Source organism: Pandoraea sp. LA3 (genome assembly GCF_022696215.1).
Classification (GTDB): Bacteria; Pseudomonadota; Gammaproteobacteria; order Burkholderiales; family Burkholderiaceae; genus Pandoraea; species Pandoraea capi.
In genome coordinates this window covers 476,144-497,135 of sequence record NZ_PTPY01000036.1, presented here as the reverse complement: position 1 = coordinate 497,135, position 20,992 = coordinate 476,144, and the positions used below count along the sequence as shown (strand labels likewise).

Here is a 20,992-nt window from a genome sequence, read left to right as displayed (position 1 = left end):
GCCCCGCTTCGCATCGCGAGCGGGGCTGTTGGTTTTCATCGACGTCGAGGGGAAGTCGCGGGGATCGTCACATCGTCCGATGCCTCGTCTCGCGCACGAGCACCGTCGAGATCAGCGCCATCGTCGCGAGCACGAGGAAATAGACGATCACCGGCCAGATCTGCCCGTGGCTCCACGCCAGCAGACTCGCCGCAATCATCGGCGCCAGACCGCCGCCCATCACCGTGCCGATCTGCTTGCCCAGCGACACGCCCGAGAAGCGCACCCGCGTGTCGAACAACTCGGAGAAGAAGCTGCCTTCCGGACCGAACATCATGGGATGGATCACGCCCGCGCCGATCACGATGGCGAGCACGACGAAGGTCGTCTCCTTGCTGCCCATCATGAGGAAGAACGGATAGATGAAAATCGCCGTGGCGACCAGCCCCATCAGGAACATCGGACGGCGTCCCAGCTTGTCGGAGAGCATGCCGAACGCGGGGATCGTGAGCATGGCGAGGATGTTCGCGTACAGCACACCATCGGCCATCACGTTGCGCGGCAGACCGAGCGTCTTGGTGCCGTAGGACAGCGAGAAAATCGCCACCAGATAGAAGAAGCTCGTCTCCGCCAGACAGATGAAGAACGTGACGAGCGTCGGGCGCCAGTAATGCGTGATGACCTCGGCGACCGGCACTTTGGCGATGTCGCGATGCTGCTCCGCCGCCTTGAAGCTCGGCGACTCCTCCACCTTCAGGCGGACATACGTCCCCAGCGCCACGAGCAGCAGACTCACGAGGAACGGCAGACGCCAGCCCCACGTCAGCAAATCGTCTTCCGGCAAGCGCGTGATGAGCACGATGGCGAGCGACGCCCCGACGATCGACGTCGGCCCCGCTGCCTGAATCAGTCCGCCAAAGAGGCCGCGCAAATGCGCGGGCGCGCCCTCGACCGTCATCAGCAACCCGCCCACGGACTCACCGCCGAGCGCAAAGCCCTGAATGAAGCGCAAGGTCACGAGCATGATCGGCGCCCACATGCCGACCATGGCGTACGTGGGCAGCAGGCCGATGAGCGTGGTGGCGACGCCCATCAGAATCAGCGTGAACAACAGGATCGACTTGCGCCCGATGCGGTCGCCGTAGTGACCAAAGACGATGCCGCCGATGGGGCGCGCGACGAAGCCGACGGCGAACGTTGCGAACACGGCGATCATGCCCGTCATCGGGTCGAGCTGCGGGAAGAACAGCCGATCGAACACGATGGGGGCGAGAAAGCCGTAGACAAAAAAGTCGTACCACTCGATGGCCGTGCCGAAGCAACTGGCAGCCACCACGCGACCGAAGTTCGGCGTGGCCGCCGTCGGGGTGTCGTGATGGCGGGTTGCGTGGTCCGACGGGCTGGCCGGTGTGCCGCCTGATGGACTGCCTGATGTGCTGGCCGGGAGCGTTGACGAAGCGCCGGACGCAGCGCCAGATACGGCGCCCGCGCCCGCAGGGACGGTTTCAAACGGTTGTGACACGGTTGTCTCCTCCGGCCGTCTATTCCGGTGTCCCGGCTGCGGCGGTATGGTGGTGATGAAGCTTCAGAACGGGTAATGACGCGGAGTGGTCTGCACCGTCATCCAGCGCAAATCGGTGAATTCATGAACGCCGGCTTTGCCGCCGAAGCGTCCCCATCCGCTCGACTTCACGCCGCCGAACGGCATCTGCGCTTCGTCGTGCACGGTCGGGCCGTTGATATGGCAGATGCCGGACTCGATGCGCTTCGCAACGCCCATCGCGCGCGCGATATCGCGACTGAACACGGCGGACGAGAGGCCGTACGCGTTATCGTTGGCGCATGCAATGGCGGCTTCGTCGTCCTTCACACGCACGATGCCCTTGACCGGGCCGAACGACTCCTCGGTGTAGATCAGCATGTCCGGCGTGACGTGATCGAGCAGCGTCGCGGGCATGAGCGTCGTCTCGGCACGGCCGCCGCACAGCAGCTTCGCGCCTTTGGCGAGCGCGTCGTCGATCAGCGCGTTGCAGCGCTCGACCGTCGACATGTCGATCACGGAACCCAGCACGACCGGGCCATGGCGCGGATCGCCAAGCGGCAGCGCGCGCGCCTTGGCCGCGAGCTTGTCGACGAACACGTCGGCAATCGCCTCGGCCACCACGATGCGCTCCGTAGACATGCAGATCTGCCCCGAATTAGCGAACGCACCGAAGGCCACGCCGTTCACGGCATCGTCGAGATCGGCGTCGTCGAGCACGAGACACGGGGCCTTGCCGCCGAGTTCGAGCACCGCGGGTTTGAGATGTTCGGCGCACAGCCCCGCGATGATCTGCCCCACGCGCGTGGAACCGGTGAAGTTCACCCGACGCACGGCGGGCTCGGCGATCAACGCCTGCACGATGGCCCCGGCGTCCCTAGGTGCGTTCGTGATGAAGTTCACGACGCCCGGCGGCAGACCGGCTTCGTCGAGCGCGTCGGCGATCAGGCCGTGCGTCGCCGGACACAACTCGGAGCCCTTGAACACGACGGTGTTGCCGCATGCAAGCGGCAGCGCCAACGCCCGCACGCCGAGAATCACCGGCGCGTTCCACGGCGCGATGCCCAGCACCACGCCCGCGGCCTGACGTACGCCCATCGCGAGACTGCCGGGGACATCCGACGGAATGATCTCGCCGGCGATCTGGGTCGTCATGGCTGCCGCTTCACGCAGACCTTGCGCCGCGAGATGCACGTTGAATCCCGCCCACAGGCCGGACGCCCCCGTCTCGGCCGCCATCGCGACCTGAAACTGCTCCAGCTTCGCTTCGAGCAGGTCGGCCGCCTTCGTCAGCAGCGCGCGGCGCTCGCCGGGGCCGGTGTTCGACCATCCGGGAAAGGCGTCCGATGCGGCGCGCACGGCGGCGCGGGCATCGTCGACGCTCGCAGCAGGCGCACGCGACGCCACTTCGCCGTCGAGCGGATTGCGTCGCTCGAACGTCGCACCGTGGGCGGCGGCGACACGCTGGCCGCCGATGAGCATCGTGAGAACTTCGGGATGTTGTTGGACTGACATGGACTTACGTCTCCTGATTCGACACCGGCGATGCGCCGACTCGCGCGCCGGTCGTCGCCACGTGGTTGGGGGCATGGAGGGATGCATCGAAGGATGCAGGGAATGCGCTGTGCATCATGCCACCACGAGTTCGACGAGGCGCGTCTCGCCGCTATCGATGGCGTGCGACAGAACGTCGCGCAACGCGCTGCCCTGCTCCACGCGTTGTCCCCGTACCCCCATGCCTTCGGCCATGCGCACGAAATCGAGGTCCGGCAGGTCGGTGCCCTGCACGGGATCCTTCGGGCCGAACCCGAACGCAGGTGCGAACTCCTGCAACGCGGCGTAGCGTCGGTTGTTCAGGATAACGAAGGTAATGGGCAGCCGTGCCTGCGCCGCGCTCCACAGCGCCTGAATCGAGTACATGGCCGAGCCGTCGCCGATCAGGCAGACGATGCGGCGCCCGGGCCGGGCCATTGCCACCCCGACAGCCGCCGGCATCGAATAGCCGAGGCCGCCACTGTTCATCGTGTAGAAGGTGCCCGCCTGCGTGAACGGCAGGTATTGCTGCATGACAGGTCGCGCACTCGGTGCTTCTTCCACGACGATATCTTGTGCGTCGCGCACTTGCGCCAGCGTCTGAAGCGCAAACGCGGTCGTCATCGGCTCACCGGGCGCGTTGACCGTCGCGACCGGCGGCACGGCACGCACAGGCGGCGCGACGCGCTCGTTCGGCATCTCACGTGCGAGCAACGCTTCCACACCCAGACGCACGTTGCCGACAACCGACGCACCGACCGGCGTCCATGCGGCCAGCCCCGGATCCTCGACCAACTGGAACAGCGATGCCCCCTCCGGCACGTGCGGCCCGGCGCCTTCCACGTGATACGTGAACGCCGGGGCGCCGATCACGAGAATCAGATCGTGACCACCGAGCAGGCCGACGATCTTCTCGCGCATCGGCGGCAGAAACCCTGCGAACAGACGGTGATCTTCCGGGAAGGCACAGCGCGCACACATCGGTGCGGTGAACACGCGGGCGTTGTGACGCTCGGCGAGTGCCACGACGGCGTCGAACGCCCCCGCCCGATCGATCGACGAGCCGACCACGAACACGGGACGCTCGCACGCATCGAGCGCCGCCGCGAGTTGCGCCAGCGCCGCCGGCTCGGCTTGCACGCGCGTACTCACCTGACGCGGCGGCACCGGCTCGGCCGGGCGATCCCAGTCGTCCACCGGAATGGAGACGAAGACCGGTCCCTTCGGCTCCTGCATCGCAATGTGATACGCCCGGGCAAGCGCGAGCGGGACGTCTTCGGCACGCGCCGGTTCGAGACTGAACTTGACGTAGGGCTGCGGCAGTTCGGTGGCGCGCACCGAGGCGAGGAACGGGTCGAACGGGAGGATCGAGCGGGCCTGCTGACCGGCCGTCACGATGAGCGGTGTCTGATTCTTGTACGCCGTGAAGATGTTGCCCATCGCATTGCCGACACCGGCGGCGGAGTGCAGATTCACGAACGCTGCGTTGCCGGTGGCCTGCGCGTATCCGTCGGCCATGCCGACAACGACGGCTTCCTGCAAACCCAGCACGTAGTCGAAGTCTTCGGGGAAGTCGCGAAACAACGGCAGTTCCGTCGACCCGGGATTGGCGAAGACCTTCGTCATGCCGTGGCGACGCATCAGGTCGATCACGACCTCGCGCACGGTGAGGGGCTGGGGTGCGCCGGCGTGCTGGCCGGCATGGAGTTCTCGGCTGTCTTTCATGGAGGCGTTGGTCTCTTGGCGGTTCGAAAAGTATAGGCAGCCGATATATGCATCGGAATTGCTTTTGTGTGCCGAAGTCATTACGCTTTTGCATGACTTTTTGACGACCGCTGCCCACGCCACCCTCGCCATCCTTGCGGTCCATGCCATCTCCGTTGATCCGCGTTCGGGAGTTTCGTCGTCCACCATGAGCCTCAATCTCCAGCAGCTACGCGCTTTCACGACCATCGTTGCCACCGGCAGTCTCGGGCGCGCCGCCACCGAACTCCATCTCACGCAGCCAGCGCTCAGCCGCACGATCAAGCGTCTCGAGACGGAGTTGGGCGCGCCGCTGTTCGAGCGTCACAGCAAGGGGATGGAGCTCACGGCATTCGGCCACGCGCTGCTGCCTCACGCCATGCTGCTCGCGCGCGAAGCCGAGCATGCGCGCGAGGAGATCGACGCGATGCGCGGGCTGGCGAAGGGCACGATCAAGGTCGGCGCCGTCGGTGCCATCGCCAGTCATGTGCTGCCGCTCGCGGTCGACCGCGTGCTCAACCGCTGGCCGAATCTGCGCGTGGAGATCATTGAAGGTGTGTGGGACCGGCTCGCACAGGGACTGATGCGGCATGAAATCGATCTGGCGCTCTCGACCGTCGCACCGGACACGGACGACATCGTCGCGATCACCGACTGCCATTGGGAAGACGACAGTTACGTTGTTGCCAGATGCGATCACCCGTTGCGCCAGCGCGAGACGATTACGCTGGCGGATACGCTGCACGAGCGCTGGGCGATTCCGCCGCGCGGCACTGCGCCCTACGCGCACATGCAGGGCGTGTTCGCCGCGCACGGGCTGGGCCTGCCGAACATCGTCGTGGAGACACGCTCGGTGCCGGTGCTCAAGAGCATGGTGGCGCGCTGCGGGTTCCTGACGTGGATGCCTGAGCCGATGTACGACGTCGAAGCCTCGGCACGGGTGATGGATACGCTGCCGATTGCGTCCGTGCGCGCCACACGTACGCTCACCGCTTTCCGCCGCCGTCAGGGCATTCTGCCGAGCCCGGCGGCAAAGCTGCTCGACGAACTGCGTCAGTTGACGGCGCCCGATTGAGCCGCCCAAATGCAAAGCGGACCCCGAAGGGTCCGCCTGTAACTCGCAGGTCGCCGGATCGCCCCGGCGGCCTTGTCGACGTCGCGCTCAGTGCGAGCGGATCATCGTGCCGAACGGCTGCTCGGTCAGAATCTCCAGCAGCACCGAATGCTCGATGCGGCCGTCGACGATGTGCACCGACTTCACGCCGCTCTTGGCGGCGTCGAGCGCCGACGAGATCTTCGGCAGCATGCCGCCCGAGATCGTGCCGTCTGCGAACAGTTCGTCGATCTCGCGGGCCGAGAGGTCGGTCAGCAAATTGCCGTCCTTGTCCATCACACCCGGAATGTTGGTCATCATCACCAGCTTCTCGGCGCCCAGCACCGTGGCAAGCTTGCCGGCCACGAGGTCGGCGTTGATGTTGTACGCCTGACCGTCTTCGCCCACACCGATCGGCGAAATTACCGGGATAAAGGCGTCGTCCTGAAGCGCGCGCACCACGGCCGGGTTGATCGAGTCGACTTCGCCGACATAACCGATGTCGAGGAACTGACCGGCGTTCTCGCGATCCGGCATCATCATCTTGCGAGCGTTGATGAGACCGCCGTCCTTGCCGGTGAGACCGACAGCCTGGCCGCCGTACTGGTTGATCAGCATGACGATGTCCTGCTGGACTTCGCCGCCGAGCACCCACTCGACCACTTCCATCGTCTCTTCGTCGGTCACGCGCATGCCCTGGATGAACGTGCCCTGCTTACCGATCTTCTTGAGCGCCTGATCGATCTGCGGGCCGCCACCGTGCACCACCACCGGGTTGATGCCGACAAGCTTGAGCAGAATCACGTCGCGCGCAAAACCGCGCTTCAATCGCTCTTCGGTCATGGCGTTGCCGCCGTATTTGATCACCACGGTCTTGCCGTGATACTTGCGGATGTACGGCATCGCCTCAGCCAGAATTTCGGCTTTGAGAGCGGGTGCGATGTCGTCGATGGAGTTCAGTTGCTGATCGGACATGGCGGGAAGGTTCGGAAGGTGAAGCGGATGGACCAGGAAACAGGGCGAATTGTACAGCCAAGAAGCCTTGACGTGCGGGGCTTTGACGGGAATCGGAAGGGTCCGACGGTCACATCGGACAACGCCTGCCGCCCGCGCTCGGCACGTGCCGGGGGGTAACCGCAAAAGCGGCGATTCTCGCCCCGTCAGCGGCACAGCATCTTACGTGCGTATCATCCCTTTCACTCATCATAGGACGCCCGTCAGTGCCCGATTTTTGCCTCGTCACTCTTTCACCCCTTCGTGCGCCGCCCATCTGCGGGCCGCAGTTGGCCGCATGTGGCCGGTCGATGACAGCCGTTGCGCTGTTGCAGTTGTGCAACTCGGGGGCGGATGCAGAAGGTGCGGGCGGCGTGTACGGTCACGAAGACGGCGCGTCGCCTCTCATCACGTGGAAATGATGGATCGCCAGCGAGGTCAGGGAACAATGGGAACACCTTCGGGCGACGGCAGGACAGCCCCGACGCGCTGCCCCCGATGCGGGGCGGAAGTGGCCTGCGGCGCGAGGATCACGGACGTCGGGCGGGGCGCCGCCCCTGACGTCGCCGGCACCACCCCGGACAGCGGCCCCCGCGACGTGCAGTGCTGGTGCCTCGACTGGCCACGCCTGCCCGCATCGGCCCGTCAGAATGTCGACGCCTGCCTCTGCCCGACCTGTCTGCGTGAGGCGCTACTCGCTGCAGGGGTCTCGGTCGACGGCACGGCTGCCGATCCGGGTGACGTCGTCTGATCGTCTGATCGTCCGATAACGTCGGCAGTCTCCGGAAGCGCCACCTCGGCGGTGAACCGCGCCGGGCAAACGCCCCGGCGCGAGCGACAACCGCATGGGAATGGCTTATTGAGACTTACTTATGCTCACCGTGCGCCATACCGGCCATGCCGCCACCGGCCGGGGCGGCAGCCGTCAGATCGCGCACGGTGGCCTGCACCTGCTGCTCGGACGTCTTATGATCGGCCGTCTCGAACTTCAGCGTCACAGGCACGGTGTCGCCCTTCTTGAGCGGCGCCTTCAGGTCGGTGAGCATGATGTGATAGCTGCCCGGCTTGAGTTCCACCGGCTTGTTCGCGTCGAGCGGCAGGCCCTTGGGCAGCGCGCGCATTTTCATGAGCGTGCCTTCGAGCTTCATTTCGTGGACTTCGGCGTTGGCCGCCGCCGGCGTGCTCACGCTCAGGAGCGTGGTCGGCTGATGCGCTTGCAGCGTCATGTAGACGGCGGACGATGTCTGACCGGGAACGGTGCCGCGCGCCCATGCGTCGGAGACATCGACCCTGGCAGTCTGGGCCATGGCGGACACCGCGCCCAAACCGAGACTGAATGCGACCGCCACCAAAAGCTTGTGCTTCATGCAAACTCCTTTTTGTTGTCGACGGACTGAATATCGTCGGTTCATGTCTGTCTTTTCGACGAAGACATCGCGCGACAACCGGTCGCGCAAAACGTGAACGGCCATTGTAGTCGCGCGCCGCCGAACGCGTGTGCGGGCATTGCGATACGGGGCATCACGGCGCTGCGGCAGAGTGTCGCAGCGCCTCGCGACGCCGGATGGCCCGTGACCCGGACTTGGTACACTTATCGTATGACTCATTTTCCCATCGAGCGGACCAACGTCGTCCAGCTTTTCTGGTTGCGCTGTCTGGCCATCGTCGGCCAGCTCGCCACCATCGGCGTCGCCCAACTCTGGCTCGGCGTGCGCTTGCCGCTGGAGCCGATGCTCACCATCGTCGCGCTCGAAGTGCTGTTCAACGTCCTCACCTGGATACGTGCGCGACGCGGTGTCGAGCGGGCAAAACGTCGTACCGATCTCGATCTGATGAGCCAGTTGCTCGTCGATCTGGCCGCGCTCACCGCGCTGTTGTTCTTCTCCGGCGGCGCGACCAACCCGTTCGTCTCCCTGTTCCTGCCCGGGCTGGCCATTGCGGCGGCCGTGCTGCCGTGGCGCAACGCCTCGCAGCTCGCGCTGCTCTCGCTCGTGGCCTATGGCGCACTGAACTTCCAGTACGTGCCGCTCGATCTCGCCGACCCGGGCAACCTGCTGCGTCTGCACCTTGCCGGGATGTGGGTGAATTTCGTGGTTAGCGTGCTCGTGATCGCATGGTTCGTGTCGCGCATGTCGCGTGCGCTACGCGCGCGTGATGCCCAGCTCGCCCGCGCCGAACAACGGCTGCTGCGCGATGAACGGATGGCTGCGCTCGGCGCACAGGCCGCGAGCGTGGCGCACGAACTCGGCACGCCGTTGTCGACGATGGCGGTGGTGGTCGGCGAGTTGCGCAGCGAGAGCCTGGGCAACAGCGCATTGAAGCCGTTCGAGCCGGACCTTCAGACGCTCGAACAACAGATCGCGCTATGCAAGAGCGCCATCGGTCACGTGCAGACGCGCGCGGCGGCACCCGTGCGTCAGCCGCTGGCCGAGTGGCTGCCCGCGTTCACCACGCAATGGCGCTTGCGCCATCCGCAGGTGCAGTTTCAGTTGCGCGTGCCGCCTGAATTGACGGCACGCATCGAAGACACCGTGCAGGTCGGCCAGATCCTCACCATCCTGCTCGACAATGCGGCGTACTTCAGCCCGTCGTCGGTCACCCTCGATGTGATCGCGGGCGCCGAGGACGTGCGCTTCACCGTTTGCGATGAAGGTCCCGGCATGACGGCCGAGCTTCGCACCCGCCTGGGCAACTCCCCGGTCATGAGCACCCATGGCGGGCACGGCATGGGGCTGTATCTCGCCTTTGCCAGCGCGCAGCGTCTCGGCGGCGACATCGCGCTCACCCCTAACACGCCGCAAGGCACGCGCGCCGAATTGCGCCTGCCGCTGGCCACCTTCTTCTTCGGTTCGCGGAGTCAGACATGAACGCCTCCCACTTTCTTCTCATCGACGACGACGTCGTCTTTGCCGAAACGCTCGCGCGTGCGCTGACGCGTCGCGGTTACGACGTGCAGATCGCTGGTGACAGCGCAGCCGCGCTGCTTGCCGCACGCACGCGACAGTTCGACCTGATCTCGGTCGACCTGCATCTCGGACACGACTCGGGACTGCCGCTCATCGCACCGCTGCGGGCGCTGCAACCGAAGGCCCGCATGCTGGTGCTCACCGGCTACGCGAGCATCGCCACCGCCGTGCAGGCGGTCAAGGACGGCGCCGACAACTATCTCGCCAAACCGGCCAACGCCGACACGATTCTCGCGTCGCTGCGCAGCGATGCCAGCGAAACACAGGCGGACGAAGCCATCGAAAACCCGTCGCCGCTCTCGGTCGCCCGACTGGAGTGGGAACACATTCAACGCGTGCTCGCCGAGCACAACGGCAACATCTCCGCCACGGCGCGGGCGCTGAACATGCATCGCCGCACGTTGCAGCGCAAACTGCTCAAGCGGCCGGTCAAGCAGTAGCAACTACGCGACATGGAGCACATCACAAGCGCGTGGTGTGCTTCTGGGGCATCGTGTCCCCATACGTTGTCTTAAGCAACGTACTGCGACATATTGCCGGCGCTTCGCCGGCACGCCTGTGTTCTCCAACGTGCTCGATATCTGGAATCGTGGCAGCGCCGGTTCGGCGACCCTGTCACGACTGCGCGCACCGAAGCGGCGACTTGCCACGGTCGCCTCTGCTCTCACTGGCGATGCGCGCACCTGTCGTCTTTCATTGCACACAGGAGTGCGACGGATATGCGCGTTTTACCAATCCCTCCTCAATGGCATCACTTGCCGCAACCTGCGACCGATCGTCTGCACGACGCGACGCATCCACCGCCGAACCCCGCAAATATCTCCAGCATGCCGGACGTCGGCTTACCGACGCTCAGTTCGGCAACTACCGACGCGATCGCATCATCGACGCCCACGCTGGAGAACACGTGGCACGCTCAGGGGAACGACGCCCTACATCCGTCCATCGTGCAACGATCCATTGTGAAGCGCATCACGACCGGGAATCGGAGCACTGGCCGGAGACTGGGGTATTTCCGGGTGAGCAAATACGCCGACGTGATCCGGAGCATTCCGAAGGAGGAATATGCGCGACTCGGGGGATTGACGGGCGTAGCGCTGGCGTATGGCGTCCCTCGCGCCAGCTTGAGCCAGTATGTGAATGCCGACGGCGAACTACGGGATCTGGGACGCGCGCGGCTCGATCGCACGGAGCATGCATTCAGCCTGGCCAATCTACGCCAGTTGCAGGCCAACGGCCCGGCACTCTGCGCCGCAGCGGGAGGGTTCGCACAGTTGGCAGTCAGGCTTGGCGTTCACGCGAACCAGTTACGTGAGGTATTAACGGTCGACGGCAAGCTCAGGTTACGCGGCCGTAGACGGCTGAATGACAACGCAGAACTGGTGTCACGCACGCCATATATCCCTGACTTGAGCAATGTACGAGGTGCGAACGACACTCGCGATCCGGTACCGACCGTCGTCCTGCACTGGTATCCAGGCACGCAGGGCGAGGGCATTGGCCCATACCTGCCCGCGTCGATGGGAGATGACAACTCGCCGCTACCGTTCACCCATCGCACATCGGACACGGCCGACACCGATACGCCACACACCATAGAGGATTGGGCGAACCTCTGCCCGGGCACGCCGGACGTCCATTCGCCCGCACCGTCCGACTTGCTTTTCGAGAGCGAATTCGCCGATGGCAGCGACGCGTGGATCGACAGACTCCTTAACCGCTTTTGACCGGTGACACGACGCTCTCGCCCCACGACGCCCCGGAATGTAAAACACCCCAAAGTTGACACGACGTTCAACGTTTGGGGTGTCACCGGAGCGGCGTCGGCGCGTCACGTTACGCCGTTCTCTCGGCGTGCGCGACGCGACGCCTTACAGCACGTAGCGCGACAGATCTTCGTTCTGCGCCACTTCTTCCAGGAAGCGGTTCACATAGTCGGCGTTGATCGTCACGACTTCGCTGGACTGCTTGCCCGCGCTGTACGAAATGTCTTCGAGCAACTTTTCGATGACGGTGTACAGACGGCGTGCGCCGATGTTCTCCGTCTTCTCGTTGACCGAGAAAGCGATTTCCGCGAGACGCTTGATGCCGTCCGGTGCGAATTCGAGCGTCACGTCTTCCGTGGCCAGCAGCGCCTGATACTGCTTGACGAGGCTTGCGTCCGTCTGCGTGAGAATCGCTTCGAAGTCTTCGACCGACAGCGATTCGAGTTCGACGCGAATCGGGAAGCGGCCTTGCAACTCCGGAATCAGATCGCTCGGCTTGGCCAGATGGAACGCACCGCTCGCGATGAACAGAATGTGATCCGTCTTGATCATGCCGAACTTCGTGCTCACGGTCGTGCCTTCGACCAGCGGCAGCAGATCGCGCTGCACGCCCTGACGCGACACGTCGCCGCCGCCCACTTCGCTGCGCGTGGCGATCTTGTCGATTTCGTCGAGGAACACAATGCCGTTCTGCTCGACGTTACGCAGCGCCAGTTGCTTGACTTCTTCGTCGTTGAGCATCTTCGACGCTTCTTCGTCGGTCAGGATCTTGAGCGCGTCCTTGATCTTGAGCTTCTGACGCTTCTTCTTCTGGTTGCCCAGATTCGCGAACATGCCCTTGATCTGCTCGGTCATCTCTTCCATTCCCGGCGGGCCCATGATTTCCATGCCCTGTGCCGGGATTTCGACTTCGAGTTCGATTTCCTTGTCGTCGAGCGCGCCTTCGCGCAGACGCTTGCGGAAGGTCTGACGCGTCGCGTTGTCCTCACCGCTCGGCTCGGTGTCGTGCGACGCCGAACCGAAACGAATGTCGCGCGACGATTCGCGGCCCGTCGGCAGCAACAGATCGAGAATGCGATCCTCAGCACGATCCTCGGCGTTGGTACGCACCTTCTTCATCTCGGCTTCACGCGTCTGCTTGATCGCAATTTCCGCGAGATCGCGAACGATGCTGTCCACGTCGCGACCGACATAGCCCACTTCCGTGAACTTCGTCGCTTCGACCTTGATGAACGGCGCGTCGGCCAGCTTGGCCAGACGGCGGGCGATCTCGGTCTTGCCCACGCCCGTCGGGCCGATCATCAGAATGTTCTTCGGCGTGATTTCCTGACGCAGGGGCTCGGCCACCTGCTGACGGCGCCAGCGGTTGCGCAATGCCACCGCAACGGCTTTCTTGGCCTTGTGCTGGCCGATGATGTGTTTGTCGAGTTCGGAAACGATCTCGGAGGGGGTCATATGGGTCATGACGTTCGCCAGATTAGGGGTTCGCAAGGAAGGTGACGCCCGGCCGGACAGCTGTCGTGGTGCCGATCAGCCGCCGGTCGGCTATTCGCACCGCAGGAGTCCACCTGCTGCGGTGCGTGCGTCATCCGTCGTTGTTCGTCGATGTTCGTGTGATTACTTCGCTGCCTTCGGCGGCAGCGATTCGATGATGTGATTGTCGTTCGTGTAGATACACATTTCGCCCGCGATCGTCAGCGCCTTCTTGACGATCTCCGCCGGCGTGAGGTCGGTGTTCTCGACCAGTGCACGCGCCGCCGCCTGGGCGTAAGAGCCACCCGAACCGATGGCCGCCACGCCGCCTTCCGGATCGAGCACATCGCCGTTGCCGGTGATGACCAGCGTGGTCTGCTCGTCGGCGACGATCATCATCGCTTCGAGACGGCGCAGCATGCGGTCCGTACGCCAGTCCTTCGCGAGTTCGACGGCCGAGCGCGTGAGATGCCCCTGATGCTTCTGAAGCTTCGCTTCGAATCGGTCGAGCAGCGAGAAGGCGTCTGCCGTGGCGCCAGCGAAGCCGACCATGACCTTGCCGTCATAGATCGTGCGGACCTTGCGCGCCGTACCCTTCATCACGATGTTGCCGAGCGTGACCTGTCCGTCACCGCCAAGCGCGACCTGATCGCCGCGCCGAACGGAGACGATAGTGGTGCCGTGATATTGCTCCATGCCTGTTCCTTTTCGGGGGGCGACGTGCGCCCCGTAACGATTGGCCCGGATGCCGCGCGCCTCGCATCCCTCTGTGAGAAAGACGATGCGGGCACGCCCTGCCGGGCGAGACGTGACTGTAGTTTAGGGCAATCGAAAGAATATCAAGAGGCGTCGACGGCGTCGTAAGAGACGCGCCATCGACGTTTGGCCGATGCCCGAGGATGCGGCATGGATCGCGGGATTCGCGCGGCGTTGCACCGCGCGAATCGGAGGATGCGAAACAATTTCTCGGAAATTGCTTCGATTTTGCGGCGTATTTGACGTGTTACAGCGATGTCTGAACGCTCAGAACGTGGTGCGCAATCCCACGCGAACCGCACGGCCGCCCTGCGGCGCAATGTCGCGCAGGACCGAACTTGCCAGACGCACTTCCTGATTGGTCAGGTTCTCGCCCTTCAGATAGGCCAGCCACTGCGCGCCACCCGCCTTGAACTGATACGTGAGCGCAGCACCGAGCGTGGTGTAGCCGCTCGTCGTCAGATCGTTTGCAGGCACGCGTGCCTGATTGCTCGCGTGAACCATTTCGAGACGTGCGCCCCAGTGACCGAGGCCGTAGACCAGCGCCGCCGTCAGACGCAACGGCGCGATACGCGGCAGCGGCTCGCCCGTGTCGCGATTGCGACCAATGGTGTAGTCGCCGCGCAGCTCGACGTCGAGATTGCCATAGCCCTGCCAGACGCGTGCACGGCCCTCGGCTTCGAAGCCGTAAAGATCGGCGGGCACACCGGCGTATTGATAGACCGGCAGTGGCTTCTCTTCGCCGTCGACCGTCAGTCCGGTGTTGTTCAGCGCGATGAAGTTGGTGAAGCGACTGTAGAACACGCCGACGCTGCCCTTGTTCGGGCCGTTCTCGTAGCGCAGCGACAAGTCCGTCGAGAACGCCTTTTCCATCTTGGCCTGCGGATCGCCGATCTCGAAGACGCCGGTCGCAAGGTGCGGGCCGTTGGCGTACAGCTCGTAGAAGGTCGGGGCGCGCTCCGTGTAGGCCGTGTTCAACGCTACGGACCACGCCGGCGCCAGCGCGAACACCGCACCGGCGGAGACGCTGGCCGGCGTGAAGTTACGCGACGGCAAATTGTCGAAACGCGCGTTGCCGCCGGCGCTCGGCTTCACGCTCGAATGCTCGATGCGCGCGCCGAACGAGAGCTTCACCGCCTGATTGACGGCCCACTCTTCGAGCGCGAACAGCGCCACGTTGGTGGTGTCGCTCTTCGGCACGAACGCTTCCTCGCCGAGTGCCGAGAAGGTGTTCTGCGAGAACTGCACGCCCACCGCGCCTTCGAGCGGGCCGATCTTCGCGTGGCGCGCTTCGAAGCGTCCTTCGTAGCCGTGGTTCTTGAAGGTCGTGCCCGTCGCGCCGTTCTCGATTTCCTTGTGCTCGTAGTCGGTGTAGCCGAAGTTGAACTTGAACGCGGTGAACGGGCCGCTCAGGTTGCGCACTTCGCTCGCCAGCGCGAGACGCTGCTGACGCAGGCGGATGCGCGTGTTTTCTTCGGCGACGGTGCCGTAATCGGAGTCGTAGCCGGAGTACGACAGCCCGGCGTAGCCGTCGGCCCACGTCCATGAGGCGCCGGCTGCGGCGCCGCTCGTCTGTCCGTTGCTGTTGGGCAGCGTGCCCGACGGTTGCGGCGTATCGGCATCGTCGCGCGCGCGTTGCTGGGCAGAACGGGCGAAGCCGGGAATGCGCAGGTCGGCGCTCTTGCGTGCGAAGCCGTCGACATGGAACGCGAACTGACCGTTGCCGAATTCGAGTTGCGCCGCGCCCGCACGCTCACGGTTCGCGCCGCCGTAGCTGAAGTCCGTCGCCCCGGAAATGCCCGTGAGCGACTCGCGCGGAATGCGGTTGTCGATGGTGTTGACTACGCCGCCGACGGCATTGCCGCCGTAGAGCAGTGCCGCCGGGCCGCGCACGATCTCAACGCGCTCGATGCTCAGCGGGTCCTGCGCCACGGCGTGGTCGTAGGAGAGCGACGAAGCGTCGAGCGAGGCGGTGCCGTTTTGCAGTACACGAATGCGGTCGCCGTCGAGACCACGAATGATCGGGCGGCTGACGTTCGGCCCGTACGACGTGGCCGACACGCCCGGCAGGCCGTCGAGCGTCTCGCCGAGCGTGGTGGCGCGGCGCAACGCCAGCGCAAGACCGTCCAGCTCGGTGATGGGCGCAGCGAGATCGGCAGCGGCGCGTCCGAGCGGGTTGCCCGTCACGAAAGTGACCGGCAGCGCGGCTTCGCCCTGTGCAGTCGCAGCCGCGCGGTTTGATGCGGGAGTTGCCGGTGCAGCGGTAGCGGTCGTCGTATCGACAGCGCCTGACGGTGCCGATGATGCGGGCGACGACGTCGACGTTTCAGCGGCCAACGCCGACGGGCTCGTCAGCACGAAGGTGCCGAATGCGGCGAACGTGAGCGCCGCCGCAAGCGGCAACGGCGCGAGTGTCGGCAACGCGCGACGGCGATGGGCCACGTGGGCGGGCGTGACATCCGCAGGGAAGTCGTCGGTGAGTGAGTGCAGCGAGCGCGTCGCGCGGGCGGCGACGGAAGAGGGAGTGGCCATATCGGTCTTGTTTCTTGTCGGTCTGATGAGCGCGGGCGCGCCCGTCCTCGAACGGTGCCCGGATGCCCGTGAATCGGCACGAACGCGCGCACGGCAACACGCCGACAGGGCAGGCCGGTGAGACACCGGAGCGCTGCGGACGTCGAAGTCAGTGCGGGCGAAGATGCGTGGAAAACGTCGGAGACGTTGAAGCGTCAGACCGCGACCGGTGGCGCGCGGGAATCGAAGGGAAGAAGGACGGCGCTCGCATGGCTACGTCCATTGGCGCGCAGGGGCGCCTGCGCCGTGTCGGCACCGCCTGTCCATTGGAGCATCGCCACGGCCATCGCAGCCGCGAGCGTCGCCCCTTCGAAGAGATGGCAGTGATGGTGATGGGTGCCGAAACTGGTGTGCGTCGTGCGCGCGGATTGCACGGACCAGTCGGCGGCAATCGCGGCGTCCGAGTCGTCGTCGGCATCCTCATCGACATCATGAGAAAGGCCTGCGGCGCTCGTGCCGGCAACGCCATGGGCCGACGCTGGCTGCCCGATGCCGGCCAGCTCGCGCGCATGCGCGATCTCGTGCTGCAACCCCCACATCTGCACGCAGAGCAACGCAGCGATGAGCCATGCAATCCAGCCGCTGCGCCCACGCCCCAACGGCGCACGCGAACGCGCGCGCCATGAGCGGGAAGCGGAATCGATGGACGGCATGGGAGGCTTAAATTGCAACTGAGTTGCAATTTTGCCATAAAGCGGCGCGTACGGCGAGACCGGCGAGGCGTTGCGCGCACACGACAATCCGGACCGGGTCAATCGGTGGCCGGCCGGTCGGCGTCAAAAAAGAAAAGAAAAAAGGCATGTCGGGAAGACATGCCTTCGATCGACCGAGGTACCCGATTGCCGCCACCGCGCGGTATCGGGCCCGTCGTCTTATCAGTCGCCGAACAGCTTCTGACGCAGTTCGCGGCGCTCCTGAGCTTCGAGCGAGAGCGTGGCCGTCGGGCGGGCGAGCAGACGCGGCACGCCGATCGGCTCACCGGTTTCCTCGCACCAGCCGTAGTCGCCCGACTCGATGCGAGCCAGCGACTGTTGCACCTTCTTCAGGAGCTTGCGTTCGCGATCGCGGGTGCGCAGCTCCAGAGCGTGCTCCTCTTCGATCGTGGCGCGATCGGCCGGATCCGGCACGAGGATGGTTTCCCGCAGATTCTCGGTCGTCTGACCGGCGTTACGCAGAATTTCGGCCTGCAGTTCTTCCAGACGATTCTTGAAGAAGTCGAGTTGAGCCTGATTCATATAGTCCTTGTCGGACATCTTCAGAATTTCGGCCTCGGTCAAAAGTCGTTGCTTGCTCATGGGTTTCTGTGGCGTCTCTTTCGGATGATCCGGCGATGCCCCTGTAGCGGGTGGCACGTCTTGCTTACCGGCAATGCCGCGGGCGGCTTCTTGGGTTACTTTCCTGCCGGACGATTTGGGCGGCCCCTTCTTGGCGGCGGCCTCGTCGCCCGTCTTCGATTTGCCTGCTGGAGCACGCTTGGCGCCCGCTTCCGGCGCCGGTTCAGACCGGCGCGTGGGGCGTGCGGTGGCAGTCTTGCGAGAGGCGGTGGCCATGACGGTGCTCCCCTGCCTACCCCCCAGAGTGCCGCGTCAGCTCGCTGGCGGCAGCCCCAGTGGGCAGGTATTGTAACCGAATCGTTCGACAGCCCCGATTAAGGGCTTTCCCGTCACCCGATTCGGCGATTCCGCTCAGACCAGACAGCGTTCCAGCCCTTGCAGGATGATGTCTTTCGGCAGTTCTGCGCCAATGAACACCATCTTGGTGTTCGGCGTCTCACCGGGTTGCCACTTCGTGCCCACGTCGCTACCCATCATCTGGTGAACGCCCTGGAACACGACCCGGCGGTCGATACCGCGCATGTTTAATACGCCTTTATAACGCAATAAGCGTTCGCCGTACACCTGCAGGATGCTCCCGAGGAAATCCTCCAGCTTGGCCGGATCGAATTGTTTCTCGCTGCGGAAGACGAACGACTTGATGGCGTCGTCGTGATGGGCGTGATGATGGTGATGGTGATGCCCGTGATCGTGCCCTTCGTGGTCGCACTTGCCATGATCGTGATCGCAATGCGAATGATCGTGGTCATGGTCGTGACCGTGGTCGTGCGCATGCTCGTCGGCGGCGAGGAAGTCCGGATCGATGTCGAGCTTGTCGTTCAGATTGAAGCCGTGAATGTCGAAGATCTGCTTCAGGTCAGCCTGACCGAAGTCGACGACCTGCTGCGGCGCGCGCGGGTTCATGTGCGCAAGGCGATGCTTCAGATCGTCCAGCGCTTCGGGCGTGACCAGATCGGCCTTGGTGATGAACAGGCGGTCGGCAAACCCGACCTGACGCTGCACCACTTCGTGCTGATCGAGCTGCTGCTGGCCGTGCTTGGCATCGACCAGCGTGATGATGGCGTCCAGACGGTAGGTGTCAGCCACTTCGTCATCAATGAAGAAGGTCTGCGCCACCGGCCCCGGGTTCGCCAGGCCGGTCGTTTCGATGACCACGCGGTCGAACTTGATCGAGCCGGCGTCGCGCTGGCTGTTCAGGTCGGAGAGCGCCTGCACGAGATCGCCACGGATCGTGCAGCAGATGCAGCCATTGCTCATCTGGACGATCTGCTCGGCGTTGTCCTGCACGAGGATGTCGTTATCGATGTTCTCTTCGCCGAACTCGTTTTCGATGACGGCAATCTTCATGCCGTGCGCTTCGGTCAGGATGCGCTTGAGCAGCGTGGTTTTGCCGCTGCCGAGAAAGCCGGTCAGGATAGTGACGGGAGTCATGAATGCAAGGTCCTGTTATGAAGCGGCACTTCCGGGGCCGCCAGAGGCCATCCGGAAATGCGTGAAAAACGCGCAAATGGGTGCGGACATAGGCTCCGCAGCACCCCAATGTCACTCACTGTACCCGAGGTGACGAAAGGGTGCCGGGAAGTGACTCAGTTGGTCGCGCCGGCGCACTGGGCGCAGGTGCCGTGAATCAGCAGCTCGACCTGTTCGCCGACGAACCCCTCGGGCAGACGCTTGAGTTCGCGCTCGCTCAATTGGGGATGCTGCGGCCAATCGTCAAGACAGAAGGTTCGGTGGCAGCGTACACAGCGGAAATGACCGTGCTGCGTATGCGGGCGCGGCGCATTGGCACGCGCGGGGTCGACATGCTCGGCCATGACGAAGCGGAAGATGCGGTCGTCGCCCGCCTGCTTGATGGCCCAGCCCTGCGCGACCAGCCAGTCGAGCACCCGGTAGGCCGTGACCCGGTCGAGCGGGTCAGTGTCGGTCGCCAGATCGGCCAGCACTTCCTGATGGGTGAGAGGCCGACCAGCCTTGAGCAGCAACGCGAGCACACGTACACGCCCCGAGGTCACGCGGCCCGATTGCTCCTGCAAGCTCGCGCGGGCGGCTTCCAGATACGGTTGTAATTGAGTAAGGCTCATGAATCGATTTAAGCACAGCGCCGTCAGCGCTGCAACCGAGTTGCAAAAGTGGGCTTTCGACGAAGGATGGCGATGAAAGCGGCCATGTGTCGGGCATGTCGGGCATGTTAACAGGGCAACCCCAGGGCAAACCGGGCATTCCGGGGGCGCATTGGCCCGCATCCGGGACATCCGGCCCCTTCCGGACTCCCATTTGCGGCAGGTGACCGGAAGTGAACGGGCAATGCGTCATACAATTGACACAAAACCCCCCTTCGTCATGTCGCTCACCGCCCTCGCCCTCGTCGTCACCGCCGCGCTCCTGCATGCCACCTGGAATTTCGTCGCCAAACGGATCGACACCCGTGAAGGCGGTGGCCCGCAGTTGGTCTTCCTCTACGCACTCGTCACGGTCGTCCTGTACACGCCGCTCGCGCTGTATTTCGTGAGCGCCACGGACATCGGCTGGCCGTCCCTGCTTGGCTGGGGCGTCATCGCGGTGAGCGCCCTGCTTCACTACGGCTACACGCTGGTCTTGCAGCGCGGTTATCGCGTGGGCGATCTGTCCGTGGTCTACCCGCTCGCGCGCGGCACCGGCCCCTTGCTCTCCTCGATCGGCGCGATCGTGCTGCTGGGGGAACGCCCGGGATGGCTGGCCGTCGGCGGCATCGTGCTGGTGGTCGGCGGCGTGCTGGTGATCGCCGGCGGCGAGCGACTGTTGCGGCGCGGGAGCATGCACGCGGGCGCAGGCTGGGGGGTACTGACGGGGGCGTTCATCGCGTCGTACACACTGGCGGACGCCTACGCGATCCGCACCATGATGCTCGCGCCGCTCGTCTATTACTACCTGGAGAACGTGCTGCGGGTCGTGCTTTCGGCACCGGCGGCACTCTCGCGCCCGTCCCGTATCGCGGTGCTCTGGCAAGCCAACTGGCGCAAGATCGCAGTGATTTCCACGATTTCGCCGATTTCCTACTTCCTGATCCTGACCGCGCTCAAGTACGCGCCGGTGTCGCACGTCGCCCCGGCCCGGGAGATGTCGATGATGGTCGCCGCGTTGCTCGGCGTGCGGGTGCTCGGAGAAGGGGAGGTGCGCCGCCGCGTGGGCGGCGCCGTCCTGATCGCTTTGGGTGTGGTCGGTCTGACGCTGGGCTGATGCGGGGTTGATACACGACGACGCACACC

General features: G+C 64.5%; 17 protein-coding genes. 5 read left to right on the top strand and 12 right to left on the bottom strand.

Going from position 1 to position 20,992, the window contains the following annotated elements; translation table 11 throughout:
- Positions 1-67: 67 nt before the first annotated feature.
- From C5N93_RS20615 to mdlC, 3 genes are all read right to left on the bottom strand, one after another.
- Positions 68-1,501: an MFS transporter gene (locus C5N93_RS20615; protein ID WP_242560711.1), complete on the bottom strand. Its 1,434-nt coding sequence runs from the start codon at positions 1,499-1,501 to the stop codon at positions 68-70.
- 63 nt (positions 1,502-1,564) lie between these two features.
- Positions 1,565-3,034, bottom strand: coding sequence for an aldehyde dehydrogenase (locus C5N93_RS20610; RefSeq protein ID WP_242560710.1), 1,470 nt, complete (start codon positions 3,032-3,034; stop codon positions 1,565-1,567).
- Positions 3,035-3,148: 114 nt separating this feature from the next.
- On the bottom strand, positions 3,149-4,777 hold the full coding sequence (gene mdlC, locus C5N93_RS20605) for a benzoylformate decarboxylase (protein WP_242560709.1): 1,629 nt from the start codon (positions 4,775-4,777) through the stop codon (positions 3,149-3,151).
- Positions 4,778-4,964: 187 nt separating this feature from the next.
- Between mdlC and C5N93_RS20600 the strand changes: the two genes are divergently transcribed.
- Positions 4,965-5,870: a LysR family transcriptional regulator gene (locus C5N93_RS20600; RefSeq protein ID WP_242560708.1), complete on the top strand. Its 906-nt coding sequence runs from the start codon at positions 4,965-4,967 to the stop codon at positions 5,868-5,870.
- Positions 5,871-5,957: 87 nt separating this feature from the next.
- Here C5N93_RS20600 and argB read toward each other — a convergent pair whose 3' ends face one another.
- A complete protein-coding gene (argB, locus tag C5N93_RS20595) occupies positions 5,958-6,863 on the bottom strand; it encodes an acetylglutamate kinase (protein ID WP_069343031.1) in 906 nt (301 codons plus the stop codon).
- Positions 6,864-7,747: 884 nt separating this feature from the next.
- Positions 7,748-8,248: a copper chaperone PCu(A)C gene (locus tag C5N93_RS20590; protein ID WP_150720808.1), complete on the bottom strand. Its 501-nt coding sequence runs from the start codon at positions 8,246-8,248 to the stop codon at positions 7,748-7,750.
- A gap of 231 nt (positions 8,249-8,479) precedes the next feature.
- On the opposite strand from C5N93_RS20590, the gene C5N93_RS20585 reads away from it, so the two are divergent.
- The 3 genes from C5N93_RS20585 (at position 8,480) to C5N93_RS20575 (ending at position 11,574) form a co-directional block, all read left to right on the top strand.
- Positions 8,480-9,748: an ATP-binding protein gene (locus C5N93_RS20585; RefSeq protein ID WP_069343029.1), complete on the top strand. Its 1,269-nt coding sequence runs from the start codon at positions 8,480-8,482 to the stop codon at positions 9,746-9,748.
- Entirely contained in the window at positions 9,745-10,287 is a 543-nt protein-coding gene (locus C5N93_RS20580; protein ID WP_039407290.1) for a response regulator transcription factor, read from the top strand. The genes C5N93_RS20585 and C5N93_RS20580 overlap by 4 nt, the downstream gene beginning before the upstream one ends.
- Before the next feature lie 279 nt (positions 10,288-10,566).
- Positions 10,567-11,574: a hypothetical protein gene (locus C5N93_RS20575; RefSeq protein WP_242560707.1), complete on the top strand. Its 1,008-nt coding sequence runs from the start codon at positions 10,567-10,569 to the stop codon at positions 11,572-11,574.
- 144 nt (positions 11,575-11,718) lie between these two features.
- Here C5N93_RS20575 and hslU read toward each other — a convergent pair whose 3' ends face one another.
- The 7 genes from hslU to C5N93_RS20540 all read right to left on the bottom strand — a co-directional run bounded on the left by hslU (position 11,719) and on the right by C5N93_RS20540 (position 19,828).
- Complete coding sequence (gene hslU / locus C5N93_RS20570; RefSeq protein WP_242560706.1) at positions 11,719-13,077, bottom strand: ATP-dependent protease ATPase subunit HslU; 1,359 nt, start codon at positions 13,075-13,077, stop codon at positions 11,719-11,721.
- A 153-nt stretch (positions 13,078-13,230) separates the two neighbouring features.
- On the bottom strand, positions 13,231-13,782 hold the full coding sequence (hslV, locus tag C5N93_RS20565) for an ATP-dependent protease subunit HslV (protein ID WP_069343027.1): 552 nt from the start codon (positions 13,780-13,782) through the stop codon (positions 13,231-13,233).
- A 327-nt stretch (positions 13,783-14,109) separates the two neighbouring features.
- Complete coding sequence (locus C5N93_RS20560; RefSeq protein WP_242560705.1) at positions 14,110-16,374, bottom strand: TonB-dependent receptor; 2,265 nt, start codon at positions 16,372-16,374, stop codon at positions 14,110-14,112.
- 194 nt (positions 16,375-16,568) lie between these two features.
- Positions 16,569-17,066 (bottom strand): hypothetical protein, encoded by a 498-nt coding sequence (locus C5N93_RS20555; protein ID WP_242560704.1) that lies wholly within the window; start codon positions 17,064-17,066, stop codon positions 16,569-16,571.
- Positions 17,067-17,288: 222 nt separating this feature from the next.
- Positions 17,289-17,708, bottom strand: a complete 420-nt coding sequence (gene dksA / locus C5N93_RS20550; RefSeq protein ID WP_069343057.1) for an RNA polymerase-binding protein DksA — start codon at positions 17,706-17,708, stop codon at positions 17,289-17,291.
- A 390-nt stretch (positions 17,709-18,098) separates the two neighbouring features.
- Positions 18,099-19,178 carry a GTP-binding protein gene (locus C5N93_RS20545; RefSeq protein ID WP_069343025.1) on the bottom strand — a complete coding sequence of 360 codons (1,080 nt, stop codon included), beginning with the start codon at positions 19,176-19,178 and terminating at the stop codon, positions 18,099-18,101.
- Positions 19,179-19,333: 155 nt separating this feature from the next.
- Positions 19,334-19,828 carry a transcriptional repressor gene (locus C5N93_RS20540; protein ID WP_150720803.1) on the bottom strand — a complete coding sequence of 165 codons (495 nt, stop codon included), beginning with the start codon at positions 19,826-19,828 and terminating at the stop codon, positions 19,334-19,336.
- 259 nt (positions 19,829-20,087) lie between these two features.
- Here C5N93_RS20540 and C5N93_RS20535 point away from each other — a divergent pair, with 259 nt between their 5' ends.
- Positions 20,088-20,963: a DMT family transporter gene (locus C5N93_RS20535; protein WP_242560703.1), complete on the top strand. Its 876-nt coding sequence runs from the start codon at positions 20,088-20,090 to the stop codon at positions 20,961-20,963.
- The last annotated feature ends 29 nt before the right edge of the window (positions 20,964-20,992 follow it).

Bases quoted from the DNA above. Each gene is read 5' to 3' on its own strand.
- C5N93_RS20540 (WP_150720803.1), bottom strand. From the start codon at position 19,828: ATGAGCCTTACTCAATTACAACCGTATCTGGAAGCCGCCCGCGCGAGC.
- argB (WP_069343031.1), bottom strand. From the start codon at position 6,863: ATGTCCGATCAGCAACTGAACTCCATCGACGACATCGCACCCGCTCTC.
- C5N93_RS20555 (WP_242560704.1), bottom strand. From the start codon at position 17,066: ATGCCGTCCATCGATTCCGCTTCCCGCTCATGGCGCGCGCGTTCGCGT.
- C5N93_RS20585 (WP_069343029.1), top strand. From the start codon at position 8,480: ATGACTCATTTTCCCATCGAGCGGACCAACGTCGTCCAGCTTTTCTGG.
- hslU (WP_242560706.1), bottom strand. From the start codon at position 13,077: ATGACCCATATGACCCCCTCCGAGATCGTTTCCGAACTCGACAAACAC.
- hslV (WP_069343027.1), bottom strand. From the start codon at position 13,782: ATGGAGCAATATCACGGCACCACTATCGTCTCCGTTCGGCGCGGCGAT.
- C5N93_RS20575 (WP_242560707.1), top strand. From the start codon at position 10,567: ATGCGCGTTTTACCAATCCCTCCTCAATGGCATCACTTGCCGCAACCT.
- C5N93_RS20545 (WP_069343025.1), bottom strand. From the start codon at position 19,178: ATGACTCCCGTCACTATCCTGACCGGCTTTCTCGGCAGCGGCAAAACC.
- C5N93_RS20610 (WP_242560710.1), bottom strand. From the start codon at position 3,034: ATGTCAGTCCAACAACATCCCGAAGTTCTCACGATGCTCATCGGCGGC.
- dksA (WP_069343057.1), bottom strand. From the start codon at position 17,708: ATGAGCAAGCAACGACTTTTGACCGAGGCCGAAATTCTGAAGATGTCC.
- C5N93_RS20560 (WP_242560705.1), bottom strand. From the start codon at position 16,374: ATGGCCACTCCCTCTTCCGTCGCCGCCCGCGCGACGCGCTCGCTGCAC.
- C5N93_RS20600 (WP_242560708.1), top strand. From the start codon at position 4,965: ATGAGCCTCAATCTCCAGCAGCTACGCGCTTTCACGACCATCGTTGCC.
- C5N93_RS20535 (WP_242560703.1), top strand. From the start codon at position 20,088: ATGTCGCTCACCGCCCTCGCCCTCGTCGTCACCGCCGCGCTCCTGCAT.
- C5N93_RS20580 (WP_039407290.1), top strand. From the start codon at position 9,745: ATGAACGCCTCCCACTTTCTTCTCATCGACGACGACGTCGTCTTTGCC.
- mdlC (WP_242560709.1), bottom strand. From the start codon at position 4,777: ATGAAAGACAGCCGAGAACTCCATGCCGGCCAGCACGCCGGCGCACCC.
- C5N93_RS20590 (WP_150720808.1), bottom strand. From the start codon at position 8,248: ATGAAGCACAAGCTTTTGGTGGCGGTCGCATTCAGTCTCGGTTTGGGC.